The organism is Euzebya pacifica, from assembly GCF_003344865.1.
Classification (GTDB): Bacteria; Actinomycetota; Nitriliruptoria; order Euzebyales; family Euzebyaceae; genus Euzebya; species Euzebya pacifica.
The window spans coordinates 2,183,677-2,208,809 of sequence record NZ_CP031165.1; the positions used below are offsets into that span (position 1 = coordinate 2,183,677).

The window sequence follows — 25,133 nt, forward strand, 5'->3', positions numbered from 1 at the left end:
CCGTCGATAGCATCCCCCGCATGGCACCCAGCATCGAGGTTCAGCTGCTCGCCCGGATCGACGAGCTCGCTCGGCGTGAGGGCCTGCTCGTGGCCGAGACCGGCAAGGCCCGCATCTACCGCGACCGCGTCGGCGGCACGGTCGCCTGGCTGCCCCACGGCAAGCAGCGCATCGAGCTGACCCTCATCCAGATCCGCATGCAGGACGAGGCGCGCGCCAACCGGCTGCACGGCCTGCTGGTGCAGACCTGTGACCGCACCACCGCCGACATCCCCTCCAACGACCTCGGCCTGGATGCCGCGCTGGCGGTGGAGTACTGGTCACGGCTGGAACGGGACTTCTTCCCCGCCTACCTGCACGCCCACCGTGACGTGCAGTCTTCGGGTCGTCCCTCCTAAGTCGCGCCGGGACCGGTCGGGTCCTGGTCGGCGACCTCGGTGACCTCCACCGACGGTTCGATGGCGAACGCCCCGACGTCCATGCCCTGCTCCTCCAGCGCCGCCCGTGCGTTGGTGCGCAGCACCGGATCCACCAGGGCAGCGACCCAACGGGTCATCGACTCCTCGGCCAGCCCGTGGGGAACGTCCAGGCGGACGGTGATGCGCGCCTCGACGGTGCCCGTCGGCAGCGGCTGACACTTCGCGGTCGGCACGACGATCATCTGCCGGTCACCCGGGTTGAACACGGTGACCGTGCCGTCGGGGTCGACCTTCGAGACGATGCCGACGACGCCGTCGGCGCGGGCCCAGGATCCGATGTTCATGCATCGCAGTCTTGCAGGGGCGGTCGAGGAGCACAGCAGCCGGTGTCGCACGCGGGTCGTAGGCTGCGCGCCATGGCTTGGGTCAACGAGGAGCTGCACCGCCGGTTCGCCGAGATCGCGTCGCTGCTGAAGATCAGTGGCGCCGATCGCTTCCGTGTCCGGGCCTACGAACGTGCCGCCGATGCCGTCGGTGCCGCCTCGGTGGACCTGGGCACCCTCGACGACGCGGCGCTGGCAGAGGTGAAGGGGATCGGCGCGTCGACGGCGAAGAAGATCCGCGAGTACCTGGACTCCGGCACCATCGGGATGCTGGAGGACCTGCGCGAGAAGGTCCCCGCCGGCGTGGTCGAGCTGACCCGGGTGCCCGGGCTGGGACCGAAGACGGCGGTGCTGATGCACGATTCCCTCGGGATCGACTCCATCGAGGCGTTGACGGCGGCGATGGAGGACGGCCGGGTGGCCGGACTGCCGGGGCTGGGCGCGAAGACCGTCGCCAACCTCAAGGAGTCCCTGCGCCGGATGGGCAGCAAGGACACCGACCGTGTCCCCGCCGCCGACGCGATCGCGCTGGCCGAAGAGATCTGCACGCGGTTGCGGGCACGGGACGACGTCGACCAGGTCGACTACGCCGGCTCGCTGCGGCGCATGCGCGACACGATCGGCGACATCGACGTGCTCGTGGCAAGCGACGCCGACCCCGTGCCGATCCACGAGGCGTTCCGCGGCTACGACCTGGTCCAGTCCGTGATCGCAGCCGGCGAGAAGAAGTCCTCGGTCATCACCGTGCGCGGGATCCAGGTCGACCTGCGGGTGGTCGAGCCCGACGCGTGGGGTGCGGCGCTGCAGTACTTCACCGGGTCGAAGGCCCACAACGTGCGCGTGCGGGAACGGGCGGTACGCCGCGGGCTGCTGCTCAACGAGTACGGCATCTGGACGCGGACCGAGGAGGGCACGCAGGGCGAGCGGGTCGCCAGCCGCACCGAAGCCGACGTCTACGCCGCGGTCGACCTGGCCTGGGTACCGCCGACCATGCGCGAGGACACCGGCGAGGTCGACGCCGCCATCGACGGCAGCCTGCCTGCGGTCGTCACCCTCGACGACATCACCGGCGACCTGCACGGCCACTCCGACTGGTCCGGCGACGGCAAGGCCACGCTGGAGGAGATGATCGGCCGCGCCGCCGGCAAGGGCTACGCCTACTGGGCGGTCACCGATCACGCCGAGGACCTGTCGATGAACGGCCTGTCACGCCAGCAGGTCCTCGACCGTCGAGGGGCCATCCGCGCCCTGCAGGATCGCTACGAGATGGCCGTGCTCGACGCCTCGGAGCTGAACATCGGGCTCGAGGGCGGACTGGACTACGACCCCGACTTCCTGCTGGAGTTCGACTGGACCGTCGCCAGCGTGCACTCGGGGCTGGAACGTGACAGCGCCGCACAGACCGCGCGGATCATGGCGGCCATCGAGTCGCCCGCCGTCAACGCGATCGGCCACCTGACCGGGCGCAAGCTCGGCAAGCGTCCCGGATTCGAGGTCGACCTGGCCGCGATCCTCGAGGCCTGCCGCGAGACCGGCACGGCGCTCGAGGTCAACGCCTCCCCGCGCAGGCTCGACCTGTCGGGGGAGATGGTCCGGCGGGCGGTCGAGGCCGGCGTGAGCCTCACCATCTCGTGCGACGCCCACTCCGTCGGCGACCTCGACGCGATGCGGTACGGCGTGTGGACCGCCCAGCGGGGCTGGGCCACGCCGTCGGACGTGCTCAACACCGGCACGCTGGAGCAGCTGCGGGCGTTCGTGGCGGCCAAGCGCGACCGGCTCGGATGACGGGCCGGCGCCTGCTGGACCGGTCCGTGCTGCAGGGGGACAGCCCCGTGGTCGCACCGCGGTTGCTGGGCACGATCCTGGAGCGCCCCGAGGAGGGGACCGCGGTCCGGATCATCGAGGTCGAGGCCTACGACGAGGACGATCCGGCGAGCCACACCTTCCGGGGCCGGACCCCTCGCAACGCGGTCATGTTCGGTGCGGCCGGGCATGCCTACGTCTACTTCACCTACGGCATGCACTGGTGCATGAACGTGGTCACCGGCCCCGATGGGCACGGCCAGGCGGTCCTCCTCCGCGCCGCGGAGATCGTCGACGGCGAAGCGGTGCTGCGCGCCCGGCGTGGCGACCGGGTCCGCGACCGCGACCTCCTGCGAGGCCCGGCACGCCTCGCCAGCGCCCTCGGCATCGACGGGGCCATGGGCGGCGTGGACCTGCTCGACCCGGCATCACCGGTCCGGCTGGCCCGCGACGGCTACGAGCCGCCGGCGGTCGCCACGGGGCCTCGGGTGGGTGTCCGGCTGGCAGCCGACCGGCCGTGGCGGTTCTGGATCGACGGCCATCCGTTGGTCAGCCGGTACGTGCGGCACCGGCGGGCGGACGAGTCGAACGGGGACTGATCCGGGGCCTGACGGTCACCTTGGGTACCTTCGGTAACAGTCGCAGCGGCGTGACGGGCGGATCTCCTTCAGTTGCCGGCGATTTCGACCGAATCCTGTGGTCGTCGGGCAGGAGAACCCTGCACCGACGTCGAACTCTCCGATATGCAGCACTGTGCTCCGTCACCAACGGAGCCCGCTCGGGGGAGTGCGGCGCAGGAACCGAAGCCGACTGTGATGGGCCGACACGACATGACCAAGCCGCATCCCTCAACCCGGGGTCGCCACTCGGGACGCACCAGCGCAAGTGCGCTGCGTCCTGCTCACGACCTCCGGGCCTGGGCGCTGTTCTTCCTCGTGGGCACGATGTTGCTCGCGACCGTGCCGCTGGCCGGCAGCGCAGGCGCCCAGCTGCCCGACCTCCCCGTGCCGATCCCGGGATCCAGCGAGACCGAGGACCCCGAGCCGACCCCCTCGCCCAGCGAGACCGAGGAGGAGTCGCCCATCCCATCGCTGCCCGGCGGCGACGAGGAGCCGCCCGCCGAGGGTGGCGGCGTCAAGACCGCGTTCTACACCTCGCCCACGAGCGCGCTGACCCCCGGGACGCTGACGGACTCCACGATCCAGTGCATCGTCATCCCCGAGTCCTGCACGCCGGATGCCCAGGCGATCACCGGTCCGGTCCTCGGCGGCGTCGTCGCTGGCCTGGAAGGCCTGGACACCGCGACCGAGCCGGTGCCGCAGCCCGTGCCGCCGGGCGCGCTCCCGGTCGGCCTGCTCAACGGCAACCAGCGCTACTCCTCGGCCGTCCAGATCGGTCCGCCCACCGTCGCCGAGGGCAAGACGGTCAGCGACTACACCATCAGCTTCCAGATGTCGTCGGCGTCCTTCGCCGTGGAGTCACCGGCGTTCCGCGAGTTCATGCTCGCCGTCGTCGCCCAGGCAGGCACCGGTGGCCCGGAGATGTTCGAGGCCTTCTTCGGCAACGTGACCGGTGGCGAGACCGACCTGTTGACCCAGAACATCACGGGCCTCGAGGCGTGCGTCATCGCAGAACCGTGGGAGGCCGGTGACAACCAGCCGGTCCGCGAGCAGCCGGAGATCGACATCTTCTACTGCAGCCCCCGGGCCGAGCCGGACGACAACAACATCGTCACCTTCGACATGACGTTCCCGGCACAGGACGCGCTCACCGACAACGAGCAGTTCAAGCTCGACTGGAGCAACGGCATCCTCATCCGCCCGCTGGCCGCGCAGAACCTGGCCTACGGCGACGCCGACTACTCCACGAACTACTACGCCTACCTCGAGCCGTTGGACGCCAACCCCCCGACGACCGAGTTCACCCAGGTCGACAAGCCCGAGCCGATCCCGGTCTCCCCGGGCAACAACACCAACACCGGTGGCAGCACCGGTGGGTCCACCTCGGGCAGCTCCGGCAGCACGGGTGGCACCAGCGGTGGCCGCGGGTCGTCGAGCTCGTCGTCCAGCGGATCGAGCTCCAGCAACCGACCGTCCTCGCCCGCCGCGTCGGGGACGACCAGCACGGCGGCGGCCCAGCCGGCGCCGGCAGCCGAGTCCGGCGTCACGTCGGCGGTGCAGGACAACACCAGCAGCGTCGCTGACGAAGCGTTCGCCCCGGTGAACGAGGAGTCGGCCGGATCCTTCCCGATCGCGTGGATCCTGCTGCCGATGATGCTCGGCGGTGCCTTCTGGTACGGCCGTGTCCTGGACGGCGCGCCCGTCACCGCCGCGGTGCGTTCCGGGGCGATGACCCGCCTCCTGCGCGATCGCGGATTCCAGATCTAGTCCGGGGTCGCCGCACCCCGTTCCCTGCTCCCTCCCCGAAGAAGAGAGTCGATGCCCACCATGTCCATTTACCGACGCCTGCGTTTCCTCGCAGCCCTCGCGGTCTTCGCGATGCTCGCGGCCGCCTGCGGCCTGAAGGCCGAAACGCGTGAACAGATCGGTTTCGCCGCTGGCGGAACGAACGGCTTCACCGACCAGACCGCGTTCGACTCGGGGACCGGCAGCCAGGTCGCCGGCGGGACCACCGGCTCGACCGGTGGCGCGACCGGCGGCACCACGGGGAGCACCACGGGGGGCACGACCGGGACGACCGGAACGACGGGCACGACCGGGACCACCGGGACGACCGGTGGTTCGACCAGCACCGGCGGGTCCACGGGTGGCAGCACCGGTGGCTCGACGGGCGGGTCCACGGGTGGCAGCACCGGTGGCTCGACGGGCGGGTCCACGGGTGGCAGCACCGGTGGCTCGACGGGCGGGACCACGGGTGGCAGCACCGGCGGAACCACCGGGGGCAACACCGGCGGGACCACGGGCGGGGACACCGGCGGTGACACGGGTGGCGACACGGGTGGCGACACCGGTGGGAACACGGGCGGCGGTACCGCGGCCATCAGCGGTTCGGACCGCACCGGCGTCGACGCCGCAGCCGGTTCCATCAACATCGCGGTCCACGCGCCGGTGACCGGCGCCGCTCCGCTGCCCGTCACCTCCTTCGAGGAGGCTCGCGACCTCTACTACCGGTACAAGGTGGGGCAGGACGGCGACATCGCCGGGTTCACCCAGTTCAACATCTCCTTCGCCGATGACCGCTACCAGCCCTCCACCGCCGTGCAGGCCTGCCGCCAGCTGGCCGCCGACAACTTCCTGCTGACCGGCGCCGGCGGTACCGACCAGATCCAGGCCTGCGGCACCTTCGCGGAGCAGCAGAACATCCCCTACTTCTCCGCGGGCGTCACCGAGGCCGGCCTCCTGGGCCTGCGCAACTACTTCGCCTTCTCCATGAGCTACCGGGCCCAGGGCCTCCTGCTCGCCCAGTGGGTCAAGGCCCAGCACCCCGGCCAGAAGGTCGCGGCGGTCATCACCGACACCCCGAACTTCCAGGATGCCGTCGACGGCTGGGAGCAGGGCGTCGCGGCGTCCGGCCTGGACTACTACCGCACCCTGCGACACCCCAAGGGTGACAACTCCTGGTACAACACCTACGCCGCGGACCTGCAGCAGAACGGTGTCGACGTCGTCTACATCCTCACCGCCCCGGTGGACTACATCCAGTTCGCCCAGCAGGCCAACCTGGCCAACTACAACCCCCAGTTCGTGGGCGTGGGTGTCTCCATGGGCCTCAACGCCGTCCTCGGATCGGGCTGCCCCAACGTCGACGGCGGCGAGTTCTTCTCGCCCTTCCCCGGCCTGGACTGGGCGCGCAACAACGTGCCGGAGTTCTTCTCCGCAGCCCAGCAGTTCGGCACCCCCAGCGACGACATCGCCTTGTCCCTGTGGGCCACCGGCATGATCTTCTCCGACCTGCTCGAGCAGTACGTCAGCACCTACGGGAGCAACGACGTGACGCGCGAGGACTTCCGCAACCTCGTCGAGAACTCGACGGTGGAGACCGGCATCTTCCCGAGCACCTCCTACTCCCCGGACAACCACTTCGGGGCCAACCAGGTGCACGTGATCAAGGCCAACTGCACCACCGAGGAATACGAGACCGTCGCCAGCTTCGCCACCGGGTTCTAGGACCTGACATGGACGAGCTGATCAACATCTTCGTCATCGGTGTCCGCACCGGTGCGATCTACGCCCTCATCGCCCTCGGCTTGGCGCTGGTCTTCAAGGCCACCAAGGTCCTCAACTTCGCCCACGGCGAGATCGGCACGTCCAGCGCGTTCGTGTCGCTGTTCATCATGGAGCGGATGGAGGCGCTGTCGATCTTCAGCAGCGCCGACAACCCCGGCACCCTCACCGGCGGCCAGCTGCTGGTCTCCGTCATCCCCGCGTTGCTCGCCGGCGCCATGCTGAGCGTGATGGTCAAGGTCATCCTCGACCGGCTCAAGGACTCCACGCCCGTCACCCAGCTGGTGCTCACCATCGGTGTGGCCGTGTTCATGGTGGGCCTGCAGGCCAAGCTGTTCGGCGTCACCGGCGACCCGTTCCCCCGCTTCATCAACGGCAACGCGTTCACCATCCCCGGCTCGACGATCCCCGTCGACTGGCACACGATCATCATCGTGGTCGTGCTGGGTGGCGCAGCGGCGCTGCTGGCTCTGTACTTCAAGACGCCCTACGGCGTGGCGCTGCTTGCCACCTCCCAGGACCCGTTCGCCGCCGAGCTGCAGGGCATCAACACCAACGCGATCACGATGAGCGCGTGGGCGGTTGCCGGTGCGATGGCCGGTGCAGCCGGCCTGCTCGCCGCTGGTGTCTTCAACCTGCTCGGCCCGGGCCTGCTCCTGGCCCGGTTCCTCATCCCGGCCTTCACCGGCGCGCTGCTCGGAGGCCTGACCAGCATGGTCGGTGCCGTCGTCGGCGGCCTGCTGCTCGGTGTGATCGTCGCCACCGCCAACCAGATCAACCTCACCCTCGACCTGGGTCTCCCGGGTCCGCCGCAGATCGCGGTCCTCATGTCGCTGCTGCTCGTGCTGCTGTTGCGTCCACGGGGCCTGCTCGGAAAGGAGGCCTGAGATGTCGGTCGACGTCACCGCTCCGGCCCCCCAGCCCATGCCCTCGGGCACCACGACCGCCCGTCCGTCCGCGCCGCCGCCACGCCTCGTCGTGGAGCAGTGGGCCCCCGACTCCCGGGGACGCGCCCAGCGCCACGCCGTACGCATCGGCCTGGTCCTCCTCGTCCTGTTCGTCACCTCCCTGGTACCGGACGTCTACACCAACCTGGTCAGCAAGGCCGCCGTGTTCGCCATCGTGGCGCTGAGCATGAACATCCTCGTCGGCTACGCCGGCCAGGTGTCGCTCGGGCATGCGGCCTTCTTCGGCGCCGGGGCGTTCGCCGCCGGCTACACCCTCACCGAGCTCGACCTTCCTTGGGGTGCTGGCCTCGTCGTCGCCGCCCTCTCGGGGGCGTTCGCCGCGGTCCTCCTGGGCGCGGTCGCGCTGCGAGTCAAGGGCCTGTACCTGGCGATCGTCACGATCTCCTACGGCTTGTTCGCCCAGGAAGTGGTGTTCAACATCACTTCCCTGACCGGTGGCGGTGCAGGTCAGGTCGCCCCGCGTCCGGTCATGCCCGGCTTCATCGTGTCGTTCATGGACGGGCTCGGTGGCCCGTTCTCGGCCATGGCCGGCGGGCTCGACGGCTTCACGAGCGACCTCAGCTACGCCTACCTCTGCATCGCCTTCCTCGCGGTGTTCCTGCTGTTCGACACCCTCTTCGCCGGCTCCAAGGCAGGCCGGGCCGTCCGCGCCCTTCGCGAGAGCGAGCGGGTGGCGGCCTCCTGGGGCATCAACGTCACCGGGTACAAGCTGCTGGCGTTCGTCCTCTCCGGCCTCATCGCCGCCGTGGCGGGCGGCCTGTTCGCCTCCATCGAGCAGCGCGTGGCGCCGGCTGACTTCCAGTTCCTGCTCTCCATCACCTTCCTGCTGATGGCCGTCGTGGGTGGCGTGGGCAACCGATGGGGAGTGGTGCAGGGCGGTGTGTTGTTCGCGGTCCTTCCCACGCTGCTGGAGCGGTCCCACGAGAACCTCCACTTCTGGCCGTTCACCGCGATCGACATCACCCTCGAGCCGGTGATCAGCGCAGCGCTGCTGATCCTGACGTTGACCCTGTACCCGGGCGGTATCGCCCAGCAGCAGCACCATCTGCACTCGTGGCTGCGCATGGGCAAGTTCAAGGACGACACGGCAGATCCGCTGACCGACCCGCCCGCGGTCTACCGTGAGGACCCGCTGGCCGACCCGGAAGGAGCCCGGCTGTGACACAGCTCGACACTCCCGTGCCCGACACGGCCACACCACCCCTTGCCATCCCCAAGGGCGACTCCCGGTACCTGCTGGAGACCAAGGGGATCGCCATCCGCTTCGGCGGTGTCCAGGCGCTCGGCGGCGTCGACTTCCGGGTCGCCCCCAACGAGATCGTCGGGGTGCTCGGTCCCAACGGCGCCGGCAAGACCACCTTCTTCAACTGCGTCAGCGGCTTCGCGAGCCCCAACGAGGGCCGCGTCTTCATCAAGGGTGAGGACGTCACCGCGCTGCGACCCGACGAACGCGTCATCCGCGGCCTCGGACGCACCTTCCAGCAGGTGGGCCTCATCCGGTCCTTCACCCTCCTGGAGAACCTGCTCGTCGCCCACCACCACAAGGTGGCCTACGGCGACGGGGCCGGCATGTTCGGCATGCCCTGGGCCCGGCGCGAGGAACGCGAGCTGCGGCGACGGGCCATGGAGGTGCTGGAGTTCTTCGGCATCGCCCACCTCGCCCATCGCACGCTCGACGGGATGCCCTACGGCATGCTCAAGCTGTGCGAGGTCGCGGCGGTGATGGCCGTCGACCCCGACATCCTCATGCTGGACGAGCCGCTGGCCGGCATGGCGCCGGAGGAGGCCGCGGAGTTCTGCGATCGCCTGCTCGTCATGCGTGACCAGCTCAACATCTCCATCGTGATGATCGACCACCACGTGCCGCAGGTGCTGCGCGTCAGCGACTACGTCTTCGTCCTGTCCTTCGGCAAGCTGCTTGCCGAGGGTCGCGCCGAGGAGATCCGCACCAACCCGGCTGTGGCCGAGGCCTACATGGGTGAGGGGGCGACGACCCTTGACTGACGCACTGTGGAAGCCACCGTCGAGCGGTGAGGCGGTGGGGGAGTACGAGGAGTACGACCCCAGCACCGACCTCTCCCGCGATCCGACCATGCCGCTGCCGAGCGACGAGATCGCCGCCGTCGGTGGCGAGACGGCGCCCGGCGAGACGTTGCTGGAGGTGTCGGGCCTGACCGCCGGGTACGGCGGCCTGCAGGTCCTGCACGGCATCGACTTCACCATCCGCACCGGCGAGACCGCGGTGCTCCTCGGCCTCAACGGGGCAGGGAAGACCACCACCGCCTCGGTGCTGTGCGGGAAGGTCAAGCCCACGGGCGGGACCGTGTCCTTCGAGGGGCGTGATGCCTCCAAGTGGTCGGTCCGACAGGCGGTGTCCAACGGCATCGTCATGTGTCCCGAGGGCCGGCGGGTGTTCCCCCAGCTGTCGGTGCGCGCCAACCTCGACGTCGGTGGCTGGACGCACCGGTCCGACGGCGACTGGATGGAGCAGCAGCGGGAGAAGGTCTACGACTACTTCCCGCGGCTCCGCGAACGCCACGACCAGATGGCCGGCACGCTGTCGGGCGGTGAGCAGCAGATGGTCGCCATCGGGCGGAGCCTGATGGCCAAGCCGAAGCTGCTGATCATCGACGAGGCGTCCATGGGCCTGGCCCCCGTCATCGTCAAGGACGTCTTCGAGATCGTCCGCCAGATCAACGCCGACGGCACCACCGTCATCCTCATCGAGCAGAACATCGGCGCGCTCGACGTGGCCACCCTGGGCTTGATCATGGAGCAGGGAACCATCGTGCAGGAGGTCCGGGGCGCCGAGCTATCCGACCCCGAGAACGTCCGGAAGGTGTTCCTCGGATGACGCATTCGCCCACCCTCGTCCCACCCACCGCCGACCCCACCCGTCTCGCACGCAGGAGCGCGCACGCATGAACAACATCTCACCCAACGCAACCAGGTACACCGCGATCGGGCTCGTCGTCTTCGGGCTCCTGTTCATCTTCTTCGCCTGGAACGGTGCGGCAGGGCTGGACAACGGCGTCGACATCCGCACGCAGTTCCCTTTCCTCATCTCAGGCGGGATCGGCGGGCTCGCGCTCGTCGGTGCCGGGCTGACGCTCATCCGCGTCTTCGAGGGCCGCAGGGACACCAAGGAGGTGGTGCGCCACCTCGAGCGGCTCACCGCTGCCGTGGAGTGCCTTGCCGCCCAGGAGGAGGTGCCGGCACACCCGTCCATGAACGGACTGGGTAGTGCACCGGCGATGCCACCGCCTGCACCCCCGTTCGAGCACGCCTCCTGAGCGCGCCCACGTTCGCCCCGACGCGCCCTTGCTGGGTTGCATCGCCACACGCCGTCCCCGAGCTGGGGGCGGCGTTGTTGGTTTCCGGGCGGGTGGACGGGGTAGACAGGGGACCTGCAGCTACCGCTGCTGCGCCCCTGTCAGGGATTCCCAGAACATGTTCTGACTGCCTTTTCGCAGGTCAGCGTGCGTTTGGCGTCCGGGCATCCAGAAAATCCCGGTCCAGGGGTTGCAGGGGCCCGGGGGGAGGCGTACATTACTCGTCCGCCGCAAGAAGGGGTTCGCCCCCCGGAAGCGGTGCAGTCCATAGTGATCGGCTCTCGTGTTCTGCGGGAGGTCTTCGATTCAGGACTTGGAGCCCGGACGGTTGTCCGGTTGCATGGTTGACCGAAAGCCTTTGGTTGCCGGCGGTTGTCGGTTCGGAGGAACTCGGGAGATTGTGTCCCCCGCTCCTTGAAAACTACACAGTGTGCCAAAAGTCAGTGCACTTTATACATGCAAGCCCCGTCTGGGGTGTTGTGCTTCGGTATGGCATCTCGACGAGTTTGTAGATTCCTTGATTCAGGATGACTGACAACGAAAATTTGTCAGTGTTCATTCCATAACCAAGGTCATTTATCTCCACAGGATGTGTGGTTGCAGCTTTGCTGTTCGCTACAGGTCTCTAATGGAGAGTTTGATCCTGGCTCAGGACGAACGCTGGCGGCGCGCCTAACACATGCAAGTCGAGGGAGAAGCACATCTTCGGATGTGTGGAGACCGGCGAACGGGTGAGTAACACGTGAGAAACCTACCCCGGAGATGGGAATAACCACGGGAAACTGTGGCTAATGCCCAATATTCTCCATTTACCGCATGGCAGCTGGAGGAAAAGTCCGCTGCTCCGGGATGGTCTCGCGGCGTATCAGCTTGTTGGTGAGGTAATGGCTCACCAAGGCAACGACGCGTAGCTGGAGTTAGAGCTCGAACAGCCACACTGGGACTGAGACACGGCCCAGACTCCTACGGGAGGCAGCAGTGGGGAATCTTGCGCAATGGGCGAAAGCCTGACGCAGCGACGCCGCGTGTGGGAAGAAGGCCTTCGGGTTGTAAACCACTTTCAGGAGGGAAGAAGCGAAAGTGACGGTACCTCCAGAAGAAGGTCCGGCCAACTACGTGCCAGCAGCCGCGGTAATACGTAGGGACCGAGCGTTGTCCGGAATTATTGGGCGTAAAGAGCTCGTAGGCGGTTCTTTAAGTCGGATGTGAAATCTCAGGGCTTAACCCTGAAACCGCACCCGATACTGGAGAACTTGAGGCAGGTAGGGGAGATCGGAATTCCTGGTGTAGCGGTGAAATGCGCAGATATCAGGAGGAACACCGGTGGCGAAGGCGGATCTCTGGGCCTGTTCTGACGCTGAGGAGCGAAAGCGTGGGGAGCAAACAGGATTAGATACCCTGGTAGTCCACGCCGTAAACGATGGGTGCTAGGTGTGGGAGATAATCCACTTCTTCCGTGCCGCAGCTAACGCATTAAGCACCCCGCCTGGGGACTACGGCCGCAAGGCTAAAACTCAAAGGAATTGACGGGGGCCCGCACAAGCGGCGGAGCATGTGGCTTAATTCGAAGCAACGCGAAGAACCTTACCAGGGCTTGAAATATACGGAAAAACCATGGAAACATGGTGTGCTTCGGCGTCGTATACAGGTGGTGCATGGTTGTCGTCAGCTCGTGCCGTGAGGTGTTGGGTTAAGTCCCGCAACGAGCGCAACCCTTATCCTATGTTGCCAGCGCGTAATGGCGGGGACTCATGGGAGACTGCCGGTGTCAAACCGGAGGAAGGTGGGGACGACGTCAAATCATCATGCCCCTTATGTCCTGGGCTGCACACATGCTACAATGGCCGGTACAGAGGGCTGCGATCCCGCGAGGGTGAGCGAATCTCACAAAGCCGGTCTCAGTTCGGATTGGAGTCTGCAACTCGACTCCATGAAGGCGGAGTCGCTAGTAATCGCAGATCAGCAACGCTGCGGTGAATACGTTCCCGGGCCTTGTACACACCGCCCGTCACGTCATGAAAGTCGGTAACACCCGAAGTCAGTGGCCCAACCGCAAGGAGGGAGCTGCCGAAGGTGGGATCGGCGATTGGGACGAAGTCGTAACAAGGTAGCCGTACCGGAAGGTGCGGCTGGATCACCTCCTTTCTAAGGAGCGAATGGCGCCCGACCACAGACGAACGTTCTGTGGCGATTGGCGCCCCGTTTCTGTGGATCACTGACTATTCATCCACGAGGATGAGTTCCCCGCTCGGGGGACCTGGGTCGCTTCGGTGGCTTCGGGTTATGACCGAGTCGGTAGCGAACGCATCTGGAGTGTGTGGGCACACTGTGTAGCTTTGAAGGCAGCGAGAAGCTCCTTCTTGGTCGCATCGTACGAACCACATCGTCAACCCAGCATCTGTTGGGCGCGGTGCAGGCGTCATCTGCGGCCTTGTTCGTCCCTTGAGAACTCCATAGCGAGCGCGAGCATCGTCTCGGCAAGTTAGTAAGGGCACCCGGTGGATGCCTTGGCGCTAGAAGCCGATGAAGGACGTTGCAGGCTGCGATAAGCCGCGGGGAGCTGCCAAGCAAGCTTTGATCCGCGGATTTCCGAATAGGAAAACCTGGCAGGGGTTATGCCCTGTCACTCCTGAGTGAATACATAGCTCAGCGAGAGGGAACCCGGTGAAGTGAAACATCTCAGTAACCGGAGGAAAAGAAAACAACAGTGATGCCCCTAGTAGTGGCGAGCGAACGGGGTACAGCCCAAACTCACATGGTGTCAAGGTGACAGCCGTTGCCATGTGGGGGTAGTGGGACCTGATAGATCGGACTGTCATCCGGTCACAGTCGATGCACGCGGATAGCCGAAGCGACCTGGAAAGGTCCTCCGTAGTGGGTAATAGACCCGTAGGCGAAATCTGTGTGCAGCTGTTCAGTCATCCCAAGTAGCGCGGGACCCGTGAAATCCCGTGTGAATCTGTGAGGACCACCTCATAAGGCTAAACACTCTCTAGCGACCGATAGCGAACTAGTACCGTGAGGGAAAGGTGAAAAGTACCCCGGGAGGGGAGTGAAATAGTACCTGAAACCGCGTGCCTACAAGCAGTTGGAGCCCTTCGGGGTGACAGCGTGCCTTTTGAAGAATGAGCCGGCGAGTTAGCGATCAGTTGCAAGGTTAACCAGACGTTGGGAAGCCGAAGCGAAAGCGAGTCTGAACAGGGCGTTCAGTAGCTGGTCCTATACCCGAAGCGGTGTGATCTATCCATGGCCAGGTTGAAGCGCGGGTAAGACCGCGTGGAGGACCGAACCCACCTAGGTTGAAAACTGGGGGGATGAGCTGTGGATAGGGGTGAAAGGCCAATCAAACACCGTGATAGCTGGTTCTCCCCGAAATGCATTTAGGTGCAGCGTCGCGTGTTCCGTGCTGGAGGTAGAGCACTGATTGGTCGCGGGGGCCTACAAGCTTACCAACATCAGTCAAACTCCGAATGCCAGTACGCCAAGCGCGGCAGTGAGTCTGCGGGGGATAAGCTCCGTAGTCGAGAGGGAAACAACCCAGATCGCCAGCTAAGGTCCCTAAGTCATGGCTAAGTGGTAAAGAATGTGGGATGTCATAGACAACCAGGAGGTTGGCTTAGAAGCAGCCACCCTTGAAAGAGTGCGTAATAGCTCACTGGTCAAGAAATCCTGCGTCGACAATGTAACGGGGCTAAGCCATGCACCGAAGCTGCGACATGTACTTCGTACATGGGTAGGGGAGCGTTGTATTCGCAGCGAAGCGGGAGGGTGACCGACCGTGGAGCATATACAAGTGCGAATGCCGGCATGAGTAACGAAAGAGGAGGGAGGAACTCCTCCGCCGAATGTCCAAGGGTTCCTGGGGAAGGTTCATCCGCCCAGGGTAAGTCGGGACCTAAGGTGAGGCCGAAAGGCGTAATCGATGGATAACAGGTTGATATTCCTGTACTGGTCCTAGACCGTTTGACCGATGGTGTGACGCAGGAGGTTATCGCAACCCGGCCGATGGTAGAGCCGGGGTAAGTGCGTAGGCTGCAGACCAGGCAAATCCGGGCTGCACAAAGGCTGAAACACGACGCCGACACGGATAGTGGAAGTGCGAAATACCATGCTGCCAAGAAAAGCATCTAGGGAGGGCTAAGACCACCCGTACCCCAAACCAACTCAGGTGGACAGGTAGAGAATACCGAGGCGATCGAGAGAACTCTAGTGAAGGAACTCGGCAAAATGGCCCCGTAACTTCGGGAGAAGGGGTGCCCACGAGAGTGGGCCGCAGTGACTAGGCTCAAGCGACTGTTTACTAAAAACACAGGTGCATGCTAAGTCGTAAGACGACGTATATGTACTGACGCCTGCCCGGTGCTGGAACGTTACGAGGAGAGGTTAACTTCGGTGAAGCCTTGAATCTAAGCGCCAGTAAACGGCGGCCGTAACTATAACGGTCCTAAGGTAGCGAAATTCCTTGTCGGGTAAGTTCCGACCTGCACGAATGGCGTAACGACTTGAGCACTGTCTCCACTAGAGACTCGGTGAAATTGCAATACGAGTAAAGATGCTCGTTTCGCGCAGCAGGACGGAAAGACCCCGGGACCTTTACTGCAACTTGATGTTGGAGTTCGGTGTTGTTTGTGCAGGATAGGTGGGAGGCTTTGAAGCGGGCACGCCAGTGTTCGTGGAGCCAACCTTGGAATACCACCCTGGCAATATTGAGCTTCTAACCTTGGTCCGTTATCCGGATCAGGGACAGCGTCTGGTGGGCAGTTTAACTGGGGCGGTTGCCTCCTAAATTGTAACGGAGGCGCTCAAAGGTTCCCTCAGGCCGGTCGGTAATCGGCCTTCGAGTGTAAGGGCACAAGGGAGCTTTACTGCGAGACTGACAGGTCAAGCAGTTGCGAAAGCAGGACCTAGTGATCCGCCATCTTCAAGTGGGAGAGATGGCGCTCAACGGCTAAAAGGTACCCCGGGGATAACAGGCTTATCTTTCCCAAGAGTCCATATCGACGGAAAGGTTTGGCACCTCGATGTCGGCTCGTCGCATCCTGGGGCTGGAGCAGGTCCCAAGGGTTGGGCTGTTCGCCCATTAAAGCGGCACGCGAGCTGGGTTTAGAACGTCGTGAGACAGTTCGGTCCCTATCCGCTGCGCGCGTAAGAAACTTGAGAAGAGCTGCCCCTAGTACGAGAGGACCGGGGTGGACGTACCTCTGGTGTGCCGGTTGTCCTGCCAAGGGCATGGCCGGTTGGCTACGTACGGAATGGATAAGCGCTGAAAGCATCTAAGCGCGAAGCCGGCTTCAAGATGAGGTTTCTCTTTAAGGATCCCAGTAGACGACTGGGTTGATAGGCCGGATGTGGAAGGGCAGCAATGCCTGCAGCTGACCGGTACTAATAATCCGATTACTTGTCGTGATGCTCGCGCTCGCTATGTGGTTCATCCTGGGACGGGATGGAACCCTATACACAAATTTCATAGAGTTCCGTGGTCATTGCGGAGGGGGTACACCCGGTTCCATTCCGAACCCGGAAGTTAAGCCCTCCAGCGCCGATGGTACTGCGCGGGAGACTGCGTGGGAGAGTAGGACGTCGCGGACCACCACAACTGGCCACCTTCATCACGAAGGTGGCCAGTGTGCTTTTTGCAATCAACTGCTCCGCGTTCGGGGCTCGGGTGATCACCACTCGGGTCGCGGGCGAAGGGGCTGACCCCAAGAGGACGTGGACTGACCATGGCAGGAGAACGCAGCGGTTCCGGCGGCTCCGACCGTCGAGGCGGTGGCGGCCAGGGCGGCCGCGGAGACAGGCCTCGGGTCAACCGAGGTGGCTCGAGCCCCTCTGGCGGCCGCAGCGGTGGAGGTTCCCGTGGCGGGTCGCGTGATGGCGGCTCGGGCGGCGGCCGTGGCGGCTCGTCCGGCGGTAGCCGTGGTGGCTCCGGTGGGGGAGGCGGCTATCGCGGTGGCGGTAGCGGTCGCAGCTCCGACGGGCGCCCGGGAGGGCCTCGTCGTGGACCCGGTCGTCCTCGCGATGACGAGGAACGGGAGTCCAAGCCGATCCGGCGAAGCCTCAGCGGCAAGCCGGCCCCGACCCGGCGCCCCAAGCCGGCGGCGGCCACCCAGGTGACCCGGCCGGACCTGCCAGCCGAGCGCCCCGAGCTGCCGGGCAGCGTCTATCGCGAGATCAAGCGCACGTCGCAGCCGGGTCAGGTCGACGATGTCGCCAACGCTGTCGGCACGGCGGCCGAGGCCATGGCAGAGGGCGACCTTCCCCGTGCCCTCGAGCTGCTGGAGTGGGCCAAGGCCAAGGCGCCGCGAAGCGTGGCGATCCGTGAGGGTCTCGGTGTCGCACATTACCTCGACCAGGACTTCGAGGCTGCCCAGCGGGAGCTGCAGGCCTACCGGCGCATGTCGGGCAAGGCCGACCAGAACCACCTGCTCGCCGACGCCGCCCGAGCGCTCGGTCGTCCCGAGCGGGTGGGCGAGCTGGCCGAGGAGGTCATCGCTGCCCACGAGAAGGGACAGGTCCCCCTGGACCGGGTCATCGAGACCATCATCGTCCAGGCCGGCATGACCGCAGATCAAGGCAAGCCCGACGTGGCGTTGGCGATCCTGGATCGTGCGCCGCTGCCCGACGGTGGCGTCAGCATTCCGCACGGCCGGGTCTGGTTCGCAGCCGGCGACATCGCCGAGTCGATGGGTGACCTCGAGCGGGCCCGGGAGTACTTCGCGGCCGCCGTCCTCGTCGAGGACGACTTCCTCGACGCAGAGGAACGGCTCGAGTCCCTCGGCGAGGACTGACCCGCTCACGCTCGCGCTCGACTTCGGTGCACCCCACGGGGGCGTGCCGACACATACACACACGAGGCCTCGTGTCCCCCCGGGACACGGGGCCTTCGTCGTGTCCGGACACCGTTCGCAGCGGCCGGGTCGTGACAAGCGGACGGGGTTGCGCCTTCGCTACGTCGACGCAGCCTCCGGCAGGCCGTTCGTCAGCGGCCTCAGGGTCAGCCCGTTCGCCGTCCTCGATGGAGCCCGTTCGGCAGACCGGCCGCGGGGCGGCGGTGGCCGGGGGCCGTGGCCACGGTGTCGGGTGGGCCGCCCGCCTCCCCTTCCACCAGGGCCTTGAAGGGAGCGGATCTCGAGCTCGAGACGCGCTGGGCAAGTCGCCCCTCAATCCGTCCGAGCCCCACGGCCCAGGGCCTCCCCGCCTGTCGCGCGTCTGCGGCGAGTGGCCCTAGACCCCGACAGGCACGTCGGCCGGGCCAGGGCCGCGTGTCGGGTGTTTGCGGCGGGTGGCCCGATATCCGACAGGCGTGGGGGAGTGGGTGGCCCGTGTGGAGGGGGCGTGTCGGGTGTTTGCGGCGGGTGGTCCGATATCCGACAGGCGTGGGGGAGTGGGTGGCCCGTGTGGAGGGGGCGTGTCGGGTGTTTGCGGCGGGTGGCCCGATACCCGACAAGCGCTGGGAGGTGTGTGGACCGGGGTCGGTCTGGGGGAGGGGTTACCGGCCGTTCGAGTGGACTGTGTCGGTAGCGGCCCAATACTGACCCCCTGACGACGGGCGAATCTTGACCCCCTTCGTCGTGGTTCACCTGCTGTGGGCGGGTGGGATCTGACCCTGACTCGATCGTGTCGTCGAGTCAGGAGGAAGGGTTGTGATTGACGTGGAGCAGTGGGCTGAGGTCCGCCGGTTGCATTTCGCTGAGGGGATGGCGATCAAGGCGATCGTGCGGGCGACGGGGTTGTCGCGCAACACGGTGCGGGCGGCGATCCGCTCGGCGTCGCCACCGAAGTACGAGCGGGAGGCGGCGGGGTCGGCGGTGGATGCGTTCGAGCCGCAGATCCGCCAGTTGCTCAAGGCCACGCCGGACATGCCGGCCACGGTGATCGCCGAGCGGATCGGCTGGTCGCGGGGGATGACGGTGCTGCGCGACCGGGTGCGTGAGCTGCGTCCGGCCTACCTGCTGCCGGAGGGGTATGGCCGCACCGTCTATCGGGAGGGCGAGCTGGCCCAGTGGGACCTGTGGTTCCCCGAGGACCTGAAGGTGCCGGTCGGGTTCGGACAGACCGCGGTGCTGCCGGTGATCGTCGGGGTGCCCTGCTACTCGCGGTGGATCACCGCCCGGATGATCCCGTCCAAGGACAAACGGGTCTTCCTCACGAAGCGTGGCGAGGGCCTCGCAGTCTCGCGGCAGGTTGATCCTGCCATGCGGGCTTGCCGCAGAACAGCAGGAGCCGGAGGCGGTAGTTGGCGAGGTTGCGAAAGCCGTGGCCGACGCGCTTGATGCGCTTGATGAGCGCGTTGATGGCCTCGGTCTTGCCGTTGGAGAGGCCGTCGCATCGCCAGTAGGCGAGCAGTTGATGGTGCCAGTGGCGCAGGGTGCGGGCGAGTCGTCGGATCTCGGGGATCTCCACGAACTGGCAGGCCTCGTGGAACTCCTCGAGTCGGTCTGCGGCCTCGTCGTGAGCATCGGCGCGGTACACCCTGCGGAGCAGCTCCTTGACGTGGTGGGCGTACCAGACCTCGCAGTCGGGGTCGCCCGCGACCAGCGCGGCTTCCAGCCGCGCCTTGCCCTTGTCGGTGAGCCGTTCTGTACCGACGAGCAGGGTGCGCCGGATGCCGTACAGCGGATCGCCCTTGTGGCCGCGGTGGCCCATCTCGTCTTGTTGGACACGACGGCGGACCTCGTCGACCACGGTGTTGGCCAGCTTGATCACGTGGAAGGCGTCGACGACGGCGGTGGGCGCGTCCAGCCCTTCCAGCAACGCGTTGAGGTAGCCGCGGTGCGGATCCAGGGCGACCCGCCTGACCGCCGAGAGCCAGCCGTCACCACGCTGCTGCAGCCAGCCGGCCACCGACGTGCCGGCACGGCCGTCGACCACGTCCAGCAGCCGGCCGGTGTCGAGGTCGACCAGCCCGGTCACGAACGTCGTCCGCCGCCTGGGCCCGGCCGCTTGGAAGCTGGTCTCATCCACCCCCAACGAGGCCACCCCAGCGGTGCGTGCCGGGTCCTCGGTCAGCGGCAGGCCGTGGTCGCGGACCGCGGCCATCGCGGTGTTCCAGCCGGTGCCGAACTCGCGGGCCAGCTGGGCAACCGGCCGGCCATGACGGCCCACTTGGACACACACGTGGGCGCGGGCCCGCTCGGTCAGCACCGCCCGCGGCAGGGCCGCGTCATCGCGTCGCTCGGTCCACGTCCGCTTCGGGCACAACTGTTCCTCGCAACGCCACAGCCGCTTGGACCACGCCAACCGGCACGGCCGACCGCCCATCGCTACGTCACGCACCACGGTGGCGCGGCGGCCGTGCGCACGCGCGACCACCCCGCACTCCGGGCAGCCGGTGGTCACCGCCATTGTCTCAACGGCGAGCTCGACCTCGCCGTCCACCTCCCTGGCTTCGAGCAGCACGAAGCCTTCCAAGCCGAGCACAACAGTGCCCAGCGCCGTATCGTCGGCCATCCCTGGGGTCCTTCTGATCGCAGTCTTCGAACAACCGCGATCCAAGCGGGACCCCAGGGACCTACACGTCAGGCTCGACGACCCCCGCCGCCACGCTCAGGGAGGAAGAGCCGGACAAACACGACGTGCTCGGCGGGCACCTGTGGTGCCTCCGCGACCTGGGCCGGGTGCCCCGCAAGGGGGTGTATGACGGCGAGCCCGCGATCAGCGTCCGGCGGGGCCGCAAGCTGGTCTACACCCAGGAGTACTTGGCGTTCCGAGGCACGTTGGGGATGGGCTCGATCGTGCTGGCCAAGGGCCACCCGGAGCGCAAGGGGGTGGTGGAGCGGGCCAACGGCTACCTGGAAACGAGCTTCATGCCCGGACGCAGCTTCGGCTCGATCGACGACTTCAACACCCAGCTGGGCCTGTGGCTTGAGGACCGGGCCAACGTCAGGGTCCACGCCGGGCTGCGCCAGCGGCCCTCCGAACGCATCGACGCCGACCTGGCCGCGATGCTGCCGCTGCCGCCGGTGCCGCCCGATGTCGATTGGACCCACACCGTCCGGTTGGGCGCCGACCACTGGGTGCGGGTGGACACCAACGACTACTCCGTCCACCCGGGCGCGATCGGCCGCAAGGTCACCATCCGCCGCACCGCCGATCAGGTCGTGGTGACCTGTGGCCGCGACGAGGTCGCCCGCCACGACCGGGTCCTCGCCAAGCATCAGACCATCACCGACCCGGCCCACGACGCCGCCCGCAAGGCCCGCGCCCAGCTGCTCGAGCTGCCCGTCGCCGGCCCCGACACCGGTGTGGAGCAGCGGGACCTCGCCGACTACGACCGGCTGCTCGGGGTGGCCTGATGGCAACCACGCCGGCGTCGGCCACCGACAGCCACCTGGCCTACCTGTGCCGGGCCATGAAGGCCCCGTCCCTCGCGGCGGCCGCCCCGCGGCTGGCCGACCGGGCCCGCGAGGAGGGCTGGACCCACGAGGCGTTCCTCGCCGCGTGCCTTGAGAAAGAAGTCGACGCCCGCGCCGCCCACGGCGGCCAGGCCCGCATCAAAGCCGCGAAGTTCCCGGCCCGCAAGACCCTGGAGGACTTCGACTTCGACCACCAGACCTCCGTCAAGCGCGAATTGATCGGCCATCTCGGCCAGCTCGACTTCGTCGACGCCCGCGCCAACGTGGTGTTCCTCGGCCCGCCCGGCACCGGCAAGACCCACCTCTCCATCGCGCTGGGCATCCGCGCCTGCCTGGCCGGTCACCGCGTCGCCTTCGCCACCGCCGCCCAATGGGTCGACCGGCTCGGCGCCGCCCACGCCGCCGGCCGGCTCCAGGACGAACTCCGCGCCCTCGGCCGCGTCCCCGTCGTGGTCATCGACGAGGTCGGCTACATCCCGTTTGAGGCCGAGGCCGCCAACCTGTTCTTCCAACTCATCGCCGCCAGATACGAACGCGCCAGCGTGATCATGAGCTCCAACAAGCCATTCAGCCGGTGGGGCGAGGTCTTCGGCGACCCCGTCGTGGCCGCAGCCATGATCGACCGGCTCGTCCACCACGCCGACGTCGTCCCGCTCAAGGGCGACAGCTACCGCCTCAAGGACCGCGACCTCGGCCGCGTCCCCGCCGCCGACCCAGCACCATGAACTCCAGAGGGGGTCAAGATTCAACCGCTGCAAGGGGGTCAGATTTCGCCCGCTGTTGACAGACTGGCCATGTGGGAGGGGGAGGCCGGGGTGGCCGCCGGTTCGAGCTCCGGCTGACGTGCCCGGGAGGCGAGCGGCCAAGGGGGCCAACCCCGCCCCGTGCGGGGTGCTACGGCCCGGTCTCTGGACGCGCCCGCGCCAAGGGCACCGGCCGACGTAGGCCGATCGCCGTCAGCCGCCGGCGGGAGCGACCGGCGCGGCGGTGGGTCCCCATGCGTGCAACCGGTGTGTCGGCGAACTGCGGTCTGTGGCCGGTTGGGCGACACAGTGGGGGACCTGGCGTGCGTGGATGGAACCGGTGTGTCGGCGAACCGCGGTCTGTAGCCGGTTGGGCGACACAGTGCGGAGCGACGGCGGACTTCCCGCGGCCAGCCCCCGACGCGGCCAGCCCCCGACGCCGCCCGTCGCCCTTTCGGTACGGCACCTCGCCCGTCGCGCTGTCCGTACGGCACCTCGTCATGTCCCCGCGGCACATGCCCCGGCCCTCGAAGGGGCGCGTTCGGCACCCGGTCGGGAGCGACGGGAGCGACGGGGTCGCCCTCCGGGCAGCTGGGCCGTCGGCCCCGAACAGGCGCGGGCGCGCCAAGTTCCTCTGGACGCGCATGTGGGTGGTCGGGGTAGACTGTCCGAAGAAATCTGAATACGCGCTGGAGCCCCAGAACATGGGCTCCAGCAGGTCTCGGAGGACCCTGCCGGGGCGAAAATGTGATGCCCAGGGTTGCGAACCCCCCGAGGGTCGCCTATTGTTCTCCGTCCGCCGCAAGAAGGGGTTCGCCCCCCGGAAGCGGTGCAGTCCATAGTGATCGGCTCTCGTGTTCTGCGGGAGGTCTTCGATTCAGGACTTGGAGCCCGGACGGTTGTCCGGTTGCATGGTTGACCGAAAGCCTTTGGTTGCCGGCGGTTGTCGGTTCGGAGGAACTCGGGAGATTGTGTCCCCCGCTCCTTGAAAACTACACAGTGTGCCAAAAGTCAGTGCACTTTATACATGCAAGCCCCGTCTGGGGTGTTGTGCTTCGGTATGGCATCTCGACGAGTTTGTAGATTCCTTGATTCAGGATGACTGACAACGAAAATTTGTCAGTGTTCATTCCATAACCAAGGTCATTTATCTCCACAGGATGTGTGGTTGCAGCTTTGCTGTTCGCTACAGGTCTCTAATGGAGAGTTTGATCCTGGCTCAGGACGAACGCTGGCGGCGCGCCTAACACATGCAAGTCGAGGGAGAAGCACATCTTCGGATGTGTGGAGACCGGCGAACGGGTGAGTAACACGTGAGAAACCTACCCCGGAGATGGGAATAACCACGGGAAACTGTGGCTAATGCCCAATATTCTCCATTTACCGCATGGCAGCTGGAGGAAAAGTCCGCTGCTCCGGGATGGTCTCGCGGCGTATCAGCTTGTTGGTGAGGTAATGGCTCACCAAGGCAACGACGCGTAGCTGGAGTGAGAGCTCGAACAGCCACACTGGGACTGAGACACGGCCCAGACTCCTACGGGAGGCAGCAGTGGGGAATCTTGCGCAATGGGCGAAAGCCTGACGCAGCGACGCCGCGTGTGGGAAGAAGGCCTTCGGGTTGTAAACCACTTTCAGGAGGGAAGAAGCGAAAGTGACGGTACCTCCAGAAGAAGGTCCGGCCAACTACGTGCCAGCAGCCGCGGTAATACGTAGGGACCGAGCGTTGTCCGGAATTATTGGGCGTAAAGAGCTCGTAGGCGGTTCTTTAAGTCGGATGTGAAATCTCAGGGCTTAACCCTGAAACCGCACCCGATACTGGAGAACTTGAGGCAGGTAGGGGAGATCGGAATTCCTGGTGTAGCGGTGAAATGCGCAGATATCAGGAGGAACACCGGTGGCGAAGGCGGATCTCTGGGCCTGTTCTGACGCTGAGGAGCGAAAGCGTGGGGAGCAAACAGGATTAGATACCCTGGTAGTCCACGCCGTAAACGATGGGTGCTAGGTGTGGGAGATAATCCACTTCTTCCGTGCCGCAGCTAACGCATTAAGCACCCCGCCTGGGGACTACGGCCGCAAGGCTAAAACTCAAAGGAATTGACGGGGGCCCGCACAAGCGGCGGAGCATGTGGCTTAATTCGAAGCAACGCGAAGAACCTTACCAGGGCTTGAAATATACGGAAAAACCATGGAAACATGGTGTGCTTCGGCGTCGTATACAGGTGGTGCATGGTTGTCGTCAGCTCGTGCCGTGAGGTGTTGGGTTAAGTCCCGCAACGAGCGCAACCCTTATCCTATGTTGCCAGCGCGTAATGGCGGGGACTCATGGGAGACTGCCGGTGTCAAACCGGAGGAAGGTGGGGACGACGTCAAATCATCATGCCCCTTATGTCCTGGGCTGCACACATGCTACAATGGCCGGTACAGAGGGCTGCGATCCCGCGAGGGTGAGCGAATCTCACAAAGCCGGTCTCAGTTCGGATTGGAGTCTGCAACTCGACTCCATGAAGGCGGAGTCGCTAGTAATCGCAGATCAGCAACGCTGCGGTGAATACGTTCCCGGGCCTTGTACACACCGCCCGTCACGTCATGAAAGTCGGTAACACCCGAAGTCAGTGGCCCAACCGCAAGGAGGGAGCTGCCGAAGGTGGGATCGGCGATTGGGACGAAGTCGTAACAAGGTAGCCGTACCGGAAGGTGCGGCTGGATCACCTCCTTTCTAAGGAGCGAATGGCGCCCGACCACAGACGAACGTTCTGTGGCGATTGGCGCCCCGTTTCTGTGGATCACTGACTATTCATCCACGAGGATGAGTTCCCCGCTCGGGGGACCTGGGTCGCTTCGGTGGCTTCGGGTTATGACCGAGTCGGTAGCGAACGCATCTGGAGTGTGTGGGCACACTGTGTAGCTTTGAAGGCAGCGAGAAGCTCCTTCTTGGTCGCATCGTAC

General features: G+C 65.9%; 15 protein-coding genes, 4 rRNA genes and 1 pseudogene. 18 read left to right on the top strand and 2 right to left on the bottom strand.

Translation table 11 applies throughout. The features are described from left to right. The first annotated feature begins 20 nt into the window (after window positions 1-20). Window positions 21-398: a hypothetical protein gene (locus DVS28_RS09110; protein ID WP_114591172.1), complete on the top strand. Its 378-nt coding sequence runs from the start codon at window positions 21-23 to the stop codon at window positions 396-398. Here the strand turns inward: DVS28_RS09110 and DVS28_RS09115 are convergent. Continuing rightward, entirely contained in the window at window positions 395-763 is a 369-nt protein-coding gene (locus DVS28_RS09115; protein ID WP_114591173.1) for a tudor domain-containing protein, read from the bottom strand. The two genes, DVS28_RS09110 and DVS28_RS09115, sit on opposite strands and share 4 nt — an antisense overlap. 72 nt (window positions 764-835) lie before the next feature. On the opposite strand from DVS28_RS09115, the gene polX reads away from it, so the two are divergent. The 14 genes and pseudogenes from polX to DVS28_RS29545 all read left to right on the top strand — a co-directional run. Continuing rightward, the gene (polX, locus tag DVS28_RS09120) at window positions 836-2,587 is read left to right on the top strand and encodes a DNA polymerase/3'-5' exonuclease PolX (protein WP_114591174.1); all 1,752 of its coding nucleotides are present in this window, start codon (window positions 836-838) and stop codon (window positions 2,585-2,587) included. Continuing rightward, complete coding sequence (locus DVS28_RS09125) at window positions 2,584-3,204, top strand: DNA-3-methyladenine glycosylase (protein ID WP_114591175.1); 621 nt, start codon at window positions 2,584-2,586, stop codon at window positions 3,202-3,204. Before polX ends, DVS28_RS09125 begins: the two co-directional genes overlap by 4 nt. A 231-nt stretch (window positions 3,205-3,435) precedes the next feature. Further along, window positions 3,436-4,992 carry a hypothetical protein gene (locus tag DVS28_RS09130; protein WP_164710243.1) on the top strand — a complete coding sequence of 519 codons (1,557 nt, stop codon included), beginning with the start codon at window positions 3,436-3,438 and terminating at the stop codon, window positions 4,990-4,992. A gap of 51 nt (window positions 4,993-5,043) precedes the next feature. Then, on the top strand, window positions 5,044-6,732 hold the full coding sequence (locus tag DVS28_RS09135) for an ABC transporter substrate-binding protein (protein WP_114591177.1): 1,689 nt from the start codon (window positions 5,044-5,046) through the stop codon (window positions 6,730-6,732). An 8-nt stretch (window positions 6,733-6,740) separates the two neighbouring features. Further along, entirely contained in the window at window positions 6,741-7,676 is a 936-nt protein-coding gene (locus DVS28_RS09140) for a branched-chain amino acid ABC transporter permease (protein WP_108665668.1), read from the top strand. A gap of 1 nt (window position 7,677) precedes the next feature. Beyond that, window positions 7,678-8,919 carry a branched-chain amino acid ABC transporter permease gene (locus DVS28_RS09145; protein ID WP_114591178.1) on the top strand — a complete coding sequence of 414 codons (1,242 nt, stop codon included), beginning with the start codon at window positions 7,678-7,680 and terminating at the stop codon, window positions 8,917-8,919. Continuing rightward, window positions 8,916-9,761: an ABC transporter ATP-binding protein gene (locus tag DVS28_RS09150; RefSeq protein WP_114591179.1), complete on the top strand. Its 846-nt coding sequence runs from the start codon at window positions 8,916-8,918 to the stop codon at window positions 9,759-9,761. Before DVS28_RS09145 ends, DVS28_RS09150 begins: the two co-directional genes overlap by 4 nt. Next, the gene (locus tag DVS28_RS09155) at window positions 9,754-10,611 is read left to right on the top strand and encodes an ABC transporter ATP-binding protein (protein WP_216826502.1); all 858 of its coding nucleotides are present in this window, start codon (window positions 9,754-9,756) and stop codon (window positions 10,609-10,611) included. Before DVS28_RS09150 ends, DVS28_RS09155 begins: the two co-directional genes overlap by 8 nt. Before the next feature lie 67 nt (window positions 10,612-10,678). Next, window positions 10,679-11,050 (top strand): hypothetical protein, encoded by a 372-nt coding sequence (locus DVS28_RS09160; protein ID WP_114591180.1) that lies wholly within the window; start codon window positions 10,679-10,681, stop codon window positions 11,048-11,050. A gap of 664 nt (window positions 11,051-11,714) precedes the next feature. After that, window positions 11,715-13,234: ribosomal RNA gene (locus tag DVS28_RS09165) — 16S ribosomal RNA — on the top strand. A 330-nt stretch (window positions 13,235-13,564) separates the two neighbouring features. Next, window positions 13,565-16,495: ribosomal RNA gene (locus DVS28_RS09170) — 23S ribosomal RNA — on the top strand. Between the two features lie 66 nt (window positions 16,496-16,561). Continuing rightward, a 5S ribosomal RNA gene (rrf, locus tag DVS28_RS09175) occupies window positions 16,562-16,678 on the top strand. Together the 16S, 23S and 5S rRNA genes form the textbook arrangement of a ribosomal RNA operon. A gap of 521 nt (window positions 16,679-17,199) precedes the next feature. Next, the gene (locus tag DVS28_RS09185; RefSeq protein WP_114591181.1) at window positions 17,200-17,877 is read left to right on the top strand and encodes a tetratricopeptide repeat protein; all 678 of its coding nucleotides are present in this window, start codon (window positions 17,200-17,202) and stop codon (window positions 17,875-17,877) included. 855 nt (window positions 17,878-18,732) lie between these two features. Further along, window positions 18,733-19,218: pseudogene (locus tag DVS28_RS29545) on the top strand (helix-turn-helix domain-containing protein); the annotation flags it as partial. 16 nt (window positions 19,219-19,234) lie between these two features. On the opposite strand, the gene DVS28_RS09195 reads toward DVS28_RS29545, so the two are convergent. Next, window positions 19,235-20,539 carry an ISL3 family transposase gene (locus DVS28_RS09195; protein WP_114591182.1) on the bottom strand — a complete coding sequence of 435 codons (1,305 nt, stop codon included), beginning with the start codon at window positions 20,537-20,539 and terminating at the stop codon, window positions 19,235-19,237. A gap of 125 nt (window positions 20,540-20,664) precedes the next feature. Between DVS28_RS09195 and DVS28_RS09200 the strand changes: the two genes are divergently transcribed. The 3 genes from DVS28_RS09200 to DVS28_RS09210 all read left to right on the top strand — a co-directional run bounded on the left by DVS28_RS09200 (window position 20,665) and on the right by DVS28_RS09210 (window position 24,903). After that, window positions 20,665-21,384: a transposase gene (locus tag DVS28_RS09200; protein WP_114591183.1), complete on the top strand. Its 720-nt coding sequence runs from the start codon at window positions 20,665-20,667 to the stop codon at window positions 21,382-21,384. Then, entirely contained in the window at window positions 21,384-22,169 is a 786-nt protein-coding gene (gene istB, locus DVS28_RS09205) for an IS21-like element helper ATPase IstB (protein WP_114589836.1), read from the top strand. Before DVS28_RS09200 ends, istB begins: the two co-directional genes overlap by 1 nt. A gap of 1,214 nt (window positions 22,170-23,383) precedes the next feature. After that, window positions 23,384-24,903: ribosomal RNA gene (locus tag DVS28_RS09210) — 16S ribosomal RNA — on the top strand. Window positions 24,904-25,133 lie beyond the last annotated feature (230 nt).